The sequence below is a fragment of the Nguyenibacter sp. L1 genome, assembly GCF_035199985.1.
In the GTDB taxonomy this organism is placed as follows: domain Bacteria; phylum Pseudomonadota; class Alphaproteobacteria; order Acetobacterales; family Acetobacteraceae; genus Gluconacetobacter; species Gluconacetobacter vanlangensis.
In genome coordinates this window covers 1,912,158-1,926,444 of record NZ_CP127015.1, presented here as the reverse complement: position 1 = coordinate 1,926,444, position 14,287 = coordinate 1,912,158, and the positions used below count along the sequence as shown (strand labels likewise).

Below are 14,287 nucleotides of genomic sequence, written 5' to 3'. Positions count from 1 at the left end.
AGAATCCGCGCATGAAGATCGCGGTCATCGCGGATAGTCACGGCAATCTGCTCGCGCTGCAGGCGGTGCTGCGCGACATCGGCCGCCTGCGCCCCGACCTGGTCGTCAATCTCGGCGATCTCGTCTCCGGCCCGTTCGACCCGGCCGGCAGCGCCGATGCCCAGATGGCGCTGGGTGCCGCGACCCTGGCGGGCAATCACGAACGGCAGGTGCTGGCCGGTGCGACCGGCGCCTCCGACGCCTTCGCCCGTCCCCGCCTCGCCGACCGGCACCTGGCCTGGCTGCACACCCTGCCGCCGACGCTCAGCCTGCTCGACGGCGATCTCTTCGCCTGCCACGGCAGCCCGGCCGGCGGCGATCTGGATTATCTGCTCGAAGACGTCTCCGCCGGCCACGCCGCCCTCGCCCCGGACGAAACGATCCGCGGCAAGCTGGCCGGCATCGGCCATGCCAGGGTCGTGCTCTGCGGCCACACCCATATCGCGCGCATCGTCACCGCCGGCGACGTGCTGGTCGTCAATCCCGGCAGCGTCGGCATGCCGTCCTTCCGCGACGACCGCCCCTGTCCCCACGTCATGGACGCCGGCAGCCCCCACGCCCGCTACGCCACCCTGACCCGCGCGCCGCAAGGCTGGGCGGCCACCCTCCACGCCGTGCCCTACGATCACCAGGCCGCCGCCCGCCAGGCCGAACGGAACGGCCGGCCCGAAGTCGCCTTCGCCGTCCGGACAGGCCGCAGCCCGTAACCCTCCAGCCCACCCGCAACCCGCATCCGAACTGCCGCGCCATTAATGTTGACAATGTTACCATTTGGCGTGATGATGACATCGTCAACATAGGATTGCGTCCATGCGTCGCCAAATCGACCCGCTGATCCGCGATGTCGTCACACTCATCGCCGCCACCCATCGCGCGCGCCTGCCTCACCGCATGCCGCACGGCTCACACGGCAACCCGATCGTGACAGGACTCCGCCCATGACGACGCAGCCCGCTCCGCAATCCCCCGGCCTGCTGGCCTGGTTCCGCCGCGCCGGGTGGAAGGCCGCGCTCAATGTCGGTGCGAACATCGTCCTGCCGGTCCTGGTCTATGATGCCGTTCACCCGGCCTGGGGCGCGGCCGGGGGCCTGATGGCCGCGTCCCTGCCGCCCCTGCTGTTCAGCGCGGGTGAATTCTGCCTGACGCGCCGCATCGACGCGCTGTCGCTCATCGTGCTGGCGGGCATCATGCTGTCCCTGCTGGCGCTGCTGGGCGGCGGTTCGGAAAAATTCCTGCAACTGCGTGAAAAGATGGTGACGGCCGTCATCGGCATCGCCTTCCTCGGCTCGGCCGCGATCGGCCGGCCGCTCGTCTATCCGCTCGCCCTCGCCACCCTGCGCCGCACCGCCCCTTCCGCCGCCGCCTTCCAGGCCCGGCGCGACCATCCCGCGATCCGCCGCGTCATGCTGCGCATGACCCTGGTCTGGGGCGCCGGCCTGCTCGCCGACGCCCTGGCCGGCGTCGCCCTGGTCTTCGCGCTCGGCGTCCGCGCATACCTGCTGGTCGCGCCGCTCCTGTCCTATGGCAGCATCATCGGCCTCACCCTCTGGACCGCCTGGTATCGCCGCCGCGCCCTGACCGGCTTCGCGGACATCGCCGCCGTTCCCTCCTTGCGGCGCGCCGCTCTCACCGCGGATAATAATGCCGATAGGTCCGCAGCACGCTCGGAAAAGCCTGCCTGACGATGCTTCTGATGCCCAGAGCGGCACCGTTGAGGCCGAACTGGTAATTCCTCACCATGTTCCGCATGACAGTGACGGGATAGATGTCGCGGAACAAGCCCAGCGCCCCGTCGGCGGCCAGCGCCTCATACAGAAAACTCCCCTCCGGGGGCGCCATGTCTTTCCAATATCCCATGCCCGTCAGAATATTGTTGAACAGATGCAGCGTGATGGCCTGCCCGCATTTGGCGGCGCATGCGTCGCGCCATTCCGGCAGAAGGACTTTCTGGATGTCGTAATGCTCGATCGGATAGAAAATATTAGCCGCGGCCGGGCGCAGCGTCTCGGGATAGGCCTTCGTCAGCTTGCCCAGCAGCAAGGGCCCGGTTTCGCCCCAGCGCAGATTGCGATCGGCCATGGCTTCCGCGCCGGCGATCAGCGATTGCAGCATGGCGGCGTCGCGCAGATAAAGAATCGCACCATTAATGCCGCCCTGCTCCTCGCGCGCGACGATGTCGGGCAGGGTATACGCAATCCGGTTCGACAGCATAAGGACGTCCAGATCGACCCAGGCCATGCCATATTGCCGGATCATCACGTAACGAAACAGGTCGGAGAAATGACCCAGGGCGGGCCGGCCATTATGCAGGAACCGTCGCGTCATCTCCTCCGGCAGCACATCCGCCGCATTCGCGACCGTGACGCCGTCCGGCACGTTCTCGACCGGCTGATATGAAAACAGGGTCAGCGCATAGCCACGAAAGACGAACGACGCGGCACAGGCATGTTCGAGCGCGGACAGGCGCCCCCCATACCAGAACGTACCGAAATCGGTGGTCGGAAGGCGCGCACGATATGGCTGAAGATCCTGATTCCGGAAATCCCGATCCTGGAAATCCTGGTCCTGGAAAGACGGGTGCGCGACGGGAATGGCTTTCAACTGGGCGGACGACATTTACGCCTCGAAGGGTTTGCACGACATGATCAGGTCTTCCGCCGGGTCATAGACGCATGTCATGGCGGCATCCACCCTGCGGCATGAAAATGTTCATGAATTATTTCATGCTGACGTCCTGTCTCACGTTCGAAACAAGAGGGTCAGAACTCAGGACAATATTGATCATGTCCGTAATTTTTAAACATGCATGGAGGCATTTCCGCTTCGCCATAAAAATTTCAATAACGCCAAACATCGGAAAAGTTTCCAGGTGGTAAATCTTCCTGTGCGCCGGCCGGCCTGGATCGGCCGCGCGCACCCCGCCCGCAGTCTCGCCGCGGATGCGGCAATGCCGATTCTTTCGTCTCTTTCCCCGGAACCTCCCGCCGTCCACTTCCTGCCATGATTAGGTGCTTTGAACAGAGAAAGCACGCCGCATGCACCACGCCTCGTCCGTAGAGACTCCACCCGGTCCGTCCCTCGGGCCGGGCGAACCGCCAGGGAAAGCAATAGAATCGCCGCCCGGGGCTTCACGGAATTATGAAAATATATTTTTAACCATGATACAATATGACCAAAAAATAGAACAAAATGACTGTAAATATGAGGGATTAAAAAATATTGAAATTGACGATTGAGACGTGCAAGATAATACTATTCCAGTTTCAAGCTACGTGTTGTCTGACGTTTTTATAATTCAAACAAATCCAAACAGATCGAATTTTTATCCACATATAGGATCTGTATTGAAGGGATTGATTCAATGCGCGTGGGGCAGGTTCCATTTTTAGAAACCAACGTAGCTCAGCTCAGCGGTCTTTTGCGGGAAATCAATGAAATAGAAGAATCCGGGATCTATAGTAACTATGGTCCCGTGAATACGAAATTTGAATCCGCGCTGATTTCGACAGTGTTCGGCGGTGTCGGAAGCTGCGTGACCGTATGCAATGCGACCATCGGTTTGATGATCGCCCTCAAATATGTAACGCGGCATGTCGACCGCTCTCAAAAACCATATGTTCTCATGCCGTCCTTTACCTTCGCCGCCGCGGCCCATGCGGTCATATGGGCGGGCTTCACGCCGCTTTTCGCCGATATCGATCCGCAGAGCTGGACCATGAGCGCCGAGTCGGAGGCGCAGATCCTGGCCTCCCAGGCTTCGAAAATCGCGGCGATCTTTCCCTACGCCGCGTTTGGAAACGCCATCGATCTCGGGCGCTACATCGATTTTTACGAATCGTACGGCATTCCCACCGTCGTGGACGCGGCATCGTCCCTGGGCAGTCTGAATCTGGCCGGGCACGGGTTCGGCACCGGGTTTCCCTTCCCGATCGTCTTTTCTCTTCACGCCACCAAGGCGCTGGGCGTCGGAGAAGGCGGCTTCATCTACAGCGACGATGCCGGGATGATCCAGCAGCTTCGCGCCATGGGCAATTTCGGCTTCGAGCGCCCGCGCCACGCCACGATTGACGGGATCAATTCAAAAATGCCCGAGATCAGTGCCCTCCTCGGACTGGACGGGCTGAAAAGGCTGGAAGCCGTCAGCCGGAAAAAGGACGAGCTGGCGCAGATGTACCGGGACTGCCTGCCGGATTTCACGTTCCAGACGGTTCTCGGCCGGCGCTCGGCCTATCAGTTCATGCCGGTACTCCTGCCCGAGCGCGGCGCGTCCCGCCGGGACCAGGTGCTTGCCCGCATGAAGGACAGCCACATCGGCATCGCGACATATTTCTCGCCCCATCTCGCCGAACAGAAATATTTCGTCCCCAGGGCCGAGACGACGTCTCTGCCGGTCACCGACCGCATCGCATCGGGCGTCGTGTCCTTGCCGCTCGGCCACCGGATGACGTCCGACACGATTCAATTCGTATGTGACGAATTCAGGCGCAGTTGCCAGCAGGAATTCAATTGAACGGCCGCGCGTCCGGCTTCGAAGACATGCCGATAACCGAACATGATAACTGAACGCAGATAACCGGACGGAAAGTGGCGGTCGTCATGCCCGATTTTCTCTACGAGGAACGACGCTTCCAGCTCGTGATCATCGGCGGCGGCCCGGCCGGAATCGCGCCGCTCCTGGCGGCCCATCATGCCGGGCAACTGGATGATCTTCTGTCCGCAGGGGTGGCGATCGTCGAACGGTCCGGCGCGCTGGGCGCGGGAACGATCGGTCACTACGCCATCAATTCCGACAGCAGCGGCGCCACCTTCGTCGATTGCCTGCGCAGCCCCGTCCCGACGCCCCTGACGGCTCTATACGATCATCCGCTTGCGAAAAGCCTCGCCGCGGCCGGGGACGGGGCGGTGCCGCTGCGCGATGCCGGACGCTTCCTGGCCCTGGTCGGAGCGGCGCTGGAGGCGATGGTCCGCGATGACGCGGGCTGCGCGGTCCTGACATGCCACACGGCTTGTCACGTGCACCGCGATCGGGACGGCTGGCGCGTGACGGTCCGGGACGAACACGGCAACCAGCGCGTGCTGCATGCCCGAAACGTGGTGCTGGCCACCGGCGGCCATCAGCCGGAAGAGCGCCTCGCGGCCGAACGGGTCGGCGGCGCCACGCTCGTGGATCTGTGCGGCGACCGCCTGGTCCAGTCCGGCGACGTGCTCGGCCTTGGCGGCCTGCAGCGCATGGCGGATCGCCTGTCCGGCCTGGACGATCCGCGCGTCGCCGTTGTCGGCGGATCGACCAGCGCCGCCGCGGTCTGCCACGCATTGCTGAACCGCATGCCCACGGTGCGCTTCAAGGCAGGCGGCATCACGCTGCTGCATCGCCGCCCGTTGCGCATCTACTACCCGGATGCCCAAAGCGCCCTGGCCGAGGGCTACACCGAATTCGACGAAGACGATATTTGCGGCATCAGCGGCAAGGTTTTTCGTTTCGCCGGTTTCCGACTCGATTCACGCGAACTGATCATGCAGGCCCGCGGCATCGGCGGCCGCGCGCCGGAACCAAGGCTGGCACTGCACTGCCTGCGGCGATCCGCCGACCCCCAGGCCCTGGGCGTGCTGGATCGGGCCGATATAGTCGTCGCCGCCGTCGGCTATCGGCCGCGCGCCCTGCCGGTCATGGACATGGACGGCACACAGGTTCGCCTCCTGTCCCAGACCGGGCCGCAGCAGCCGCTCGTCGACGGACAATGCCGCGTCCTGGACGGGGCCGGCACCCCCCTGCCCAATCTCTTCGGCATCGGCCTGTCCGCCGGCTTCGTTCCGCGCGGCGCCCTGGGCGGAGAGCCGAGCTTCCGCGGCCAGGCGAACGGGTTGTGGCTATGGCAGAAGGATGTCGGCGGCTTGATCGTCGACGCCGTGCGCCGCCCGCCGAAACCGGCCTCCCGGCAGCCCCTGCAAGAGAACGTGGATGCATGGAGCTGATGGCAGGAACAATCAAAACCCCCTCATATAATCCCTCATATGCTCGTGACCGGAGAAACAGGTGCCTTGAAGAACACCGAAATCGCCGATGGCGGCACAGGCGACGAAATCGCCGCCATCAACCGGGGTACGCCGGCGCGCCTGGCGGCGCTTGATTCCGTACGTGGCCTCGCCGCGCTGATCGTGGTGATCCACCATTGCTTTCTGACGCAACCCGCCTTTTGCGATTTTTTCTTCTCCACCTGGCAGACCCCGGCTCATACGCTGGGGCAATATATTCTTTTCTACACGCCGGTCCGCATCGTCTGGAGCGGTTACGAGGCCGTGACGCTCTTCTACGTCCTCAGCGGCCTTGTCCTGGCCCTTCCCTGGGCCGAACGCCGGGTGCCGGCCTACCGTACATTCGTCATCAAGCGCGTGGCCCGCATCTATTTTCCGTATTGCGCGGCGATCCTGGGCGCTGCGGTGCTGAACCTCGTCTTCAGGCGGTGGGCCGGCGTGCCGGGCGCCAGCGAATGGGTCACCAGGATGAACTGGTCGCATCCGCTCACCCTGTGGACGCTCGTGGACCATGCCCTGATGTATGGCCACCGCAACAGCGTGAACGGCGCCATCCACTCCCTGATCTGGGAAATGCGGGTCTCGCTCCTGTTTCCGTTCCTGATCCTGCCGATCGCGCGCTACCGGGCGCGGGGGGCCGTCGCGGTCCTCGCGGGTCTGGCGGCCTTTGTCGTCTTCCTTCAGTTCTGTGTCGGCGGCGGCTTCGGCGCGCACGGCGCCCTGCTGTCGAGCATGGAATATCGCACGACCGACAAGCTCGGTTATGAAATCCAGTGGACGGCGTACTATGCCTGCTTCTTCGTGATGGGATCGCTGATCGGCTTCTACCTTCAGCCGATCCGCAATGCCCTGACGACATTGTCCGCCCGCGGGCGGCTGGCATTGCTGCTCGGCGGCCTGTTCGTCTTTCAGGGACACTGGTCGCAGATCCATGCCCTGCAGGAAACCATGGTCGCGTTCGGATCGGTCATGGTGATCACCGCATCCTTGTCGCCCGGCATGACCGAGCGCATCTTGCTGCGTCCGTCGCTCCGTTTCCTGGGGCGCATCTCCTACAGCCTGTATCTCGTCCATGTGCCGCTGATTCTGGCGATCGTCAGCCTGTTGCAGGCCGTGCCGTTGCCCGTCCTCCTCGCCGTCGTTCCGCCCCTCTCCATCGCCCTGGGCTGGCTGTTCCACGTGACGATCGCGGATCCCAGCGCGCGGTTCGGCCAGCGGGTCGCAAGGATGCTGGATCACCGCGGCGTCCTCGGGTCCCCCGCCCCCGCCCGTCGAAACTGGTCACAAATATGACCGGGCAAATAGGATTCGGCGGATAGGATCGGGCAAAGATGATTCAGGCAGGACAGGGCGGCCAGGTCACGGCGCGCCCAATCGCTCCCGCAGGGCCGTTCTGCCGCGTGCCAGCGCGGCACGGTAAAGGCGCCCGCGAGTGACCTCCCCCGGGAACCGCGCCAATGCCTGCCGCATGGGACTGCCGGGCAGAAAATAATCCTTCACCGCATGCGTGTTCGCCAGCAGGCTGGCAATATAGCCCGCCTTGTCGCGGACCGGATGCACGAAGGCAGGCTCCTGCACGCCAAGCGTATCAAGATCGTCCTCCAGGATCGGCGGAAACCAGTGATACCGGCTCAGGTCGCCGAACCGGGAAAGCGGCGCCGTGGCAAAGCCGCCGCGATGCAGTTCGGTCGGCACGAAGGTTTCGCTCAGCGGCCAGAAATCGATGTCCGTCCGCCGGGACATCTCGCGCCGCCGCTGCCAGAGATAGCGCAACGCCCGATTGGAATGCATCAGGACGCAATTCAACGCGCCACGAAATTCCTCGCTTGAATAGAGGCTTTTATGGAATCGCGTCCACCACCAGCCGTCCAGGTCGTCCCGTGGATGAAAGACGGTCTCGGCGCCGGACAGGATGGCCGCGTTCGCGAATTCCGCGATGCTGCCCAATATGCACGCGTCATACTCCACAAACAGATAATAATCATAATCGGGTATGACGTTCAGAACCTGATAGTGCGTATAGTCGGCATTCCACCACAGCAGGCTGCCTTTCTCATATCGGTCGGCCAGGCCGAGTTCCAGCATCTCGCCCTGATTCGTCCTCAGCACCTTGTCATAGGGCACGGGCCCCGCCGAGCCCGCCGTTTCGTCAATCGAAAGATATACATCGAGAGTACCGGCACCAGAGAGAAGCCGGTTCAATTGTCTGGAAATGAAGTCGTTCCACATATAGGACTTCAAAACCACCGCGCACGACGCCATAAACCCATTCCCGAATATTAAAAAAATGGACTCAGAAGATATTGGACCGCAGAAGATCGATACGGAAGACTTGTCTTCGCGCGTAAAATTCGCTCTCTAACCTCGTTTCGTTACGAAATTTCAAATCTTTCTACGTTTCGAACGGCGCAGGGTTTTCCGGCGCAGATTATTAAATTATTGTTAATGTCGTTGGGTTTTCGTCGGCATGATAATCGACGCCCCGATCCCGTTACCACGATCGGGGCGTCCCGTTTTCAGAAATTGGCCCGGATACCGCTCAGGACCGTCTCATAATACACTTCCCGCTGGATGGGCCGGCTGTCGCTGGACCCTTCGGTGAATTTCAGCGGCGTATTCGTCAGGTTCTTCACGTCGGCATAGAAGGTCAGGTTCCGCGTAATGGCATAAGTCGCCCCCAGATCGAGGCGGAAACGCGCCGCGGAATAGATATCGGTCGACGAACTGCCGCCGATCGCGAACAGATTGCGCGAGGTCAGGTTGCTGGCCACCCGCACGCTCAGGCGCCCATCCTCGTAATACAGCGCCGCGTTGAAATTGTTGTTCGAGGTCGAGGGCAGGGATGCATCTTCTCCCGGGCGGATCTGCGCGATCGAATTGACCCAGGTATAATTCCCCTCGAACCCGACATGCCGCAGCATTCCGGGCAGGAAGACGAATTTCTGATTATAGTCGGCCTCGACGCCATAGGCCTGGGCGCTCGCCACGTTCGAAAAGCTCTGGATCTGCGCGATCCCGGCGATGCCCGGATAGGTGCCCTGGATCTGGCGGGGCAGGATATAGTTATGGAACTGCTTGTCGAAGGCGGCCAGCGTCACCGCCCCGCCATTATGCATGTAATATTCCAGCGATGCATCGAAATCATCGCCCGTCGTCGGCTTCAGCGCGGGATTGCCCGACGTGACCGACCCCGTGCCGTAATTGACCTGGATCGCCGGCGAAATCTGGTTGAACCCGGGCCGCGCGATGGCCGTCGAATAGGTCAGCCGGCCGATCAGTTGCGGCGTGAAGGCATAGCGGAATTGCAGGCTCGGGAAATAATTGAAATAGGATTGCTTGAACCGGGCCGGCGACAGGCTCTGGTTGCCGCCGGAATCGGTGGCCAGCATAGAGCCGTTATAGGTCCCCTGCGTGTCCTCGAAACGCATGCCGGTCAGCATGTGCAGCCTGCCGAAATTCGTTTCGTACTGCACATAGCCGGCATAGACGTTCTCGGTATCCTGCTGGTCGCCCTGTCCGCTGGCCAGCAGGTCGCCGGCCGTGTCGCGCACCAGCGCGCTGCCGCCGATCAGGTTATTGGTGCTGCCCGAGAGGGCCGGACCGATATTGTAGTTCCCATGATAATAGATCTGGTCCGGACCATAGACATAGTTGTCATAGGGTATGGTGCCCGTCGGGCTGTAATCATAGACGACCTGCGTCGTCGAACGCTTCCGCAGCCGCACCAGCGCGCCCAGCTTGAACGTGCCGCGATGATGCAGGATCGCCACCGGCATCGCGGCATTGAATCCGCCCGACCATTCGGTGTCGACATTCTTCTGGCTGTTGTTGGTCAGCCCGCTGAACTGGTACAGGGCCGGATTGGCCAGGTTGGTGCCGTCCAGCGTCGCGATCGCGGGCGTGTTGGGTCGCGCGATGTTGTTATATTGCAGCGCAAACGGGGAGGGATCCGTAAAGCTGCTGTTATAGTCATAGGGACGGTTGTCCTCGCCGCGCGACCAGGCCGCGTGGTAATCCAGCTTGACCTGGCCCAGCCTGTTGTTGCCGCCCAGGGTCACGACGTCGTTCTGGATCGTTTCCTCTTCCTCGCGCAGGGTCTGCGTCGCCGTCGCCTGCGGCGCGATGAAACCCAGCGCCGGGCTGCCGGCCAGGCAGTTCATATACGGGTCGCAGCCGCCCGCGCCGGAATCCAGGCTGCTCAGCAGCAGCCGGTGGCGTGCAACGCGCTCGTGATAGCCCGCTTCGGAAAAGCGGACGAAATAATGATCGTCGCGGTCCGGATCGAAATCGAATTCGCCGCCGCGGCTATAGCGGCGCCGCCAATATTGATAGCGCCGCAATTCCAGCGAACTCAGTAATTTGTCCGGCAGCCCGCTCGCCTGCTGGTCCGAATAGGATTCTTCGGCGTCATCCACCCCGCGCTGGTCGTTATGGAAATTGGCCATCATGATAAACGAGAAGGGCCGCGGGTTCTCGGTCCAGCCATCCGCGCCGAAGGCGGGATGGTCATGTGCGCCGCCCAGCCCGAAACTCGCGCCCAGCGCAATCCCCCCATCGACGACCGGCGTGCCGCGCAGCGGCTCGTACCCGCCGCCCGCGTCGAATTCCACGAAGGGCCGGCCATTGGGGGCCGTGCGCCGGGGCACGACTTCGATCGTCCCGCCCAGCGCCTCGGCATCCTGGTCCGGGCGGGTCGTCTTGGTCACTTCCAGCGCGCCGACGAAGGCCGATGGAATCGCGTCCAGCGCCACCGCGCGGCTGCCGCCGAAGGGCGAGGACTGGTTGGACGGCATCAGGCGCACACCCCCGAAGGTGACGCCGTTCAGGTCGGAATCCAGGCCGCGAATATTCACGAACCGGCCTTCCCCCGTATCGGTTTCCAGCGACACGCCCGGCACGCGCTGCAACGCCTCCGCCACGTTGATGTCCGGCAACTTGCGGATCTCGGCCTGCGTGCGGACCACCACCATGTTCGGCGCATCGCGCTGCACGGCGCGCGCGGCCGATGCCGATGCCGAACGGACCGTGCCCAGCACGGTCAATTGCTCGCCCTTCGGGCGATGTGCGCCCGGTCGCTTGGCGTGTTTCGCGGGCACCGCCACGCGCTCCCGTCCCGCCACGCCGATGTCCGCCGCCTGCGCCAGCGAAATGTTCAGCACTATGGCGGCACCGCCGAGAAGATATCGGCGATGCCGTAATTTGTATTGCATACTGGGAATCCTCAGCACAATATATCCGAAATGTGCAGGCAATAGATCCCATTCATTATTTTGAATGATGTCACCCATCGCCGATCAGCCTATTAACTTTCGCACGGTGTGACGTATTGTGACATTTTAATGTCTGTTGCCGGATTGCCACGATTATCCCGAAAATCTTCCTATTCTTTCCGGAAAGCGATCACGTTTTCGCAACACCCGTCGCGGGAAGCGAGGGCGGGTTTCAAAAAAATATTAAAATTATCAAATGGTTATTGTTTCGATCGCCGACGCATGGCCGCGGCCCAACCGTCCTCAAGGCACAAAGCTGAGGGTTACATAATGTTACAGATGCCCCGGCGCAGAGCAGATTGGCGGATATTTAATTGACAGGGTGAAATTTATTTTAAGGCGATACGTCATGTAATTATTATGTAATTATTCCAGGACTTAACAATAAAGCGGCGCGATCCCGGACAGACTGTCGAATGCGGTCGCGCGCCGCCCATCAGGGCGGGTCGACAAGACCGGCTCGACCAGCGGCATCGGCGCCTACGCAGGCCATTCTGCCCGCCCCATGTCGGAATCGTCCTTCAGGCCGGCAGCAATGATCCGAACTCCACCCGCATTGCCGCCATATGGGAGACCCTGTGCGGCCTCGCCGGTCCCGTCCCGGTGTCTTGGACGCCCCGACCATCCTGCCGCGCCTATGCCGGGCGGTTCTGCGTCGCCATCCGCACCGCCAGCCCGGCCAGGACCGTGCCCATCACCCAGCGTTGCAGCCGCAGCCAGGCGGGGCGCCGGTTCAGAAAGGTCGCGATCGTGCCGGCCATCACCGCGATCACCGCGTTCACCGCCACGCTCAGCGCGATCTGCGTCCCGCCCAGGATCAGCGACTGGCTCAGGATATCGCCCCGCACGCTCCCGTGCGGCGTGCGGCTGATGAATTGCGGCAGCAGCGACAGATACATGATCGCGATCTTCGGATTCAGCAGGTTGGTCACCAGCCCCATGGTGAACAGCCGCCGCGCGCTGTCCCGCGGCAGCGTCCGCACCTGGAACGGCGACCGCCCGCCCGGCCGCAGCGCCTGCCACGCCAGATAGGCCAGATAGCCCGCCCCCGCCAGCCGCACCGTGTCATAGGCGAACGGCACCGCCAGCAGCAGCGCCGTCAGCCCCAGGACCGCGCACAGCATGTAGATGACGAACCCCAGCGCGACACCTCCCAGCGAGACCAGCCCCGCCTTCGCCCCCTGCGAGATCGAACGCGAAATCAGATAGACCATGTTCGGTCCCGGCGTCAGCGCCATGCCCAGCGCCAGCAGGGCGAAACCGATCCATTGCGGGGCAGGGGGCATCGCGTCTCTCCTCTTGGTTCGGATCAGAAATGACCCGCGCGCGGCGCCCGGTCAAGCCGGCGCGATCACATGTCCGCGCCCCCCTCGGCGCACATCGCCGCAGCCGCTACGGTCCCGGATCCAGAATCCCAGGGCCGCCTGCATCACGGCGGCCTCGCTCCCCGCCTGCAAGGACCCGGCTCATGACCTATCTGGGACTCGATCTCGGAACCACCGCCACCAAGGCCATTCTCGTCGATGACGGCCAGACGGTACTGGCCGCCGCCACCGCCGCGTCGCAGGTGCTCCAGCCGCGCCCCGGCATCAGCGAACAGGATCCCGAAAGCTGGATCGCCGCCGCCCGCGCGGTGCTGGCGCAACTGCGCGCCGATGCGCCGCAGGCCTTCGCCGCCGTCCGCGCCATCGGCCTGTCGGGGCAGATGCACTCCGTCGCGCCGCTGGACCGGGATTGGCGTCCCCTGCGCCCGGCGCTGCTGTGGAACGACGAACGCGGCCAGGACCAGGCGCTGCGTTTGCAGCAGGCGGTCCCCGGCCTCGCCCGCATCACCGGCGTCCGCCCCATGGCCAGCTTCAGCGCCGCGAAACTGCTCTGGTTGAAAGATGACGAACCCGCCTTGTTCGCCCGGATCCGCCATGTCCTGTGGCCCAAGGATTATCTGCGCCTGTGGCTGACCGGCCAGGCGGCGTCCGACATGTCCGACGCCGCCGGCACCCAGCTCTTCGACCAGGCCGCCCGCGCCTGGTCCGCCCCGATCCTCGGCGCGATCGGCCTCGACGGCACGACCCTGCCCCCTCTGTCCGAGGGCACGGCCCCCGCCGGCCACCTGCGCCCCGCCGTGGCGCGGGAACTCGGCCTGTCGCCCGATGTCGTGGTGGCGACCGGCGGCGGCGATACGCCCGTCGGCGCGGCGGGGCTGGGCTGCGCCGATGCCGGGCAGGCGTTCCTCTCGCTCGGTACCGGCGCGGTCTATGTCGCGGTGCGCGAATCCTACGATCCCGACCCCGATATCAGCCTGCACGATTTCGCCCACTGCCTGCCCGGCCGCTGGTACCAGATGGCCGCCATGCTCAATGGTGGCAGTTGCCTGGCCTGGGTCGCCGCCCTGTGCCGCGAACCCGACATCGCCGCCCTGCTGGACAAGGTCCAGGCGCGCGGCGCGGCACCGGGCCGCATCCTGTTCCAGCCCTATCTGCGCGGCGAACGCACCCCCTATCACGACCCCGCCGCCCGTGGCGCCTTCATCGGCCTGGACGCGATGACCGACGAAGTGGACCTCGCCCGCGCGGTGCTCGAAGGCGTCGCCTTCTCGCTGCGCCTGGGGCAGGACCTGCTGGCAGGCCGGCAATCGCCGGCCGGCCCGCTCCCGATCATCGGCGGCGGCGGACGCAGCCTCGCCTGGACCCGCATCATCGCCACCGTGCTGGACCGCCCGCTGGTCATCCCGCACAATGCCGAACACGCGGCGGCACTGGGCGCCGCCCGCCTGGCGATGATCGCCCACGGCGCCAGCCAGGCCGACGCCCTGCGTCCCTTCAACCCCGCCCGCACCGTCGAACCGGACCGCGACGCGGTCCCGCTCTATGCCGAACGCTACGCACGCTTCCGGCGTCTCTACCCCGCGCTCCACGACCTGACCGCCTGAAACGGGCGCTCCTTTC

At 63.7% G+C, this 14,287-nt stretch carries 11 protein-coding genes; 7 read left to right on the top strand and 4 right to left on the bottom strand.

The annotated features are described in order from the left end of the window. Positions 1 to 11 precede the first annotated feature (11 nt). From QN315_RS08720 to QN315_RS08710, 3 genes are all read left to right on the top strand, one after another. A complete protein-coding gene (locus tag QN315_RS08720; RefSeq protein ID WP_323993023.1) occupies positions 12 to 746 on the top strand; it encodes a metallophosphoesterase family protein in 735 nt (244 codons plus the stop codon). Between the two features lie 103 nt (positions 747 to 849). After that, positions 850 to 981, top strand: coding sequence for a hypothetical protein (locus QN315_RS08715; protein WP_323993021.1), 132 nt, complete (start codon positions 850 to 852; stop codon positions 979 to 981). After that, the gene (locus tag QN315_RS08710) at positions 978 to 1,721 is read left to right on the top strand and encodes a VC0807 family protein (protein ID WP_323993019.1); all 744 of its coding nucleotides are present in this window, start codon (positions 978 to 980) and stop codon (positions 1,719 to 1,721) included. Before QN315_RS08715 ends, QN315_RS08710 begins: the two co-directional genes overlap by 4 nt. On the opposite strand, the gene QN315_RS08705 is transcribed toward QN315_RS08710, so the two are convergent. Further along, the gene (locus QN315_RS08705) at positions 1,666 to 2,655 is read right to left on the bottom strand and encodes a hypothetical protein (protein WP_323993016.1); all 990 of its coding nucleotides are present in this window, start codon (positions 2,653 to 2,655) and stop codon (positions 1,666 to 1,668) included. The genes QN315_RS08710 and QN315_RS08705 overlap by 56 nt on opposite strands. A gap of 745 nt (positions 2,656 to 3,400) precedes the next feature. Here QN315_RS08705 and QN315_RS08700 point away from each other — a divergent pair. From QN315_RS08700 to QN315_RS08690, 3 genes are all read left to right on the top strand, one after another. Continuing rightward, on the top strand, positions 3,401 to 4,549 hold the full coding sequence (locus QN315_RS08700) for a DegT/DnrJ/EryC1/StrS family aminotransferase (RefSeq protein WP_323993014.1): 1,149 nt from the start codon (positions 3,401 to 3,403) through the stop codon (positions 4,547 to 4,549). Between the two features lie 86 nt (positions 4,550 to 4,635). Then, complete coding sequence (locus tag QN315_RS08695) at positions 4,636 to 6,012, top strand: FAD-dependent oxidoreductase (RefSeq protein ID WP_323993012.1); 1,377 nt, start codon at positions 4,636 to 4,638, stop codon at positions 6,010 to 6,012. 66 nt (positions 6,013 to 6,078) lie between these two features. Continuing rightward, positions 6,079 to 7,365, top strand: a complete 1,287-nt coding sequence (locus QN315_RS08690) for an acyltransferase (RefSeq protein WP_323993010.1) — start codon at positions 6,079 to 6,081, stop codon at positions 7,363 to 7,365. A 66-nt stretch (positions 7,366 to 7,431) separates the two neighbouring features. Here the strand turns inward: QN315_RS08690 and QN315_RS08685 are convergent, their stop codons facing one another. From QN315_RS08685 to QN315_RS08675, 3 genes are all read right to left on the bottom strand, one after another. Next, a complete protein-coding gene (locus QN315_RS08685) occupies positions 7,432 to 8,196 on the bottom strand; it encodes a hypothetical protein (RefSeq protein WP_323993008.1) in 765 nt (254 codons plus the stop codon). A gap of 392 nt (positions 8,197 to 8,588) precedes the next feature. Continuing rightward, on the bottom strand, positions 8,589 to 11,282 hold the full coding sequence (locus tag QN315_RS08680; RefSeq protein ID WP_323993006.1) for a TonB-dependent receptor: 2,694 nt from the start codon (positions 11,280 to 11,282) through the stop codon (positions 8,589 to 8,591). Between the two features lie 695 nt (positions 11,283 to 11,977). Beyond that, a complete protein-coding gene (locus QN315_RS08675; RefSeq protein ID WP_323993004.1) occupies positions 11,978 to 12,628 on the bottom strand; it encodes a LysE family translocator in 651 nt (216 codons plus the stop codon). Positions 12,629 to 12,810: 182 nt separating this feature from the next. Here QN315_RS08675 and xylB point away from each other — a divergent pair, with 182 nt between their 5' ends. Continuing rightward, complete coding sequence (gene xylB, locus QN315_RS08670; protein WP_323993002.1) at positions 12,811 to 14,271, top strand: xylulokinase; 1,461 nt, start codon at positions 12,811 to 12,813, stop codon at positions 14,269 to 14,271. Positions 14,272 to 14,287 lie beyond the last annotated feature (16 nt).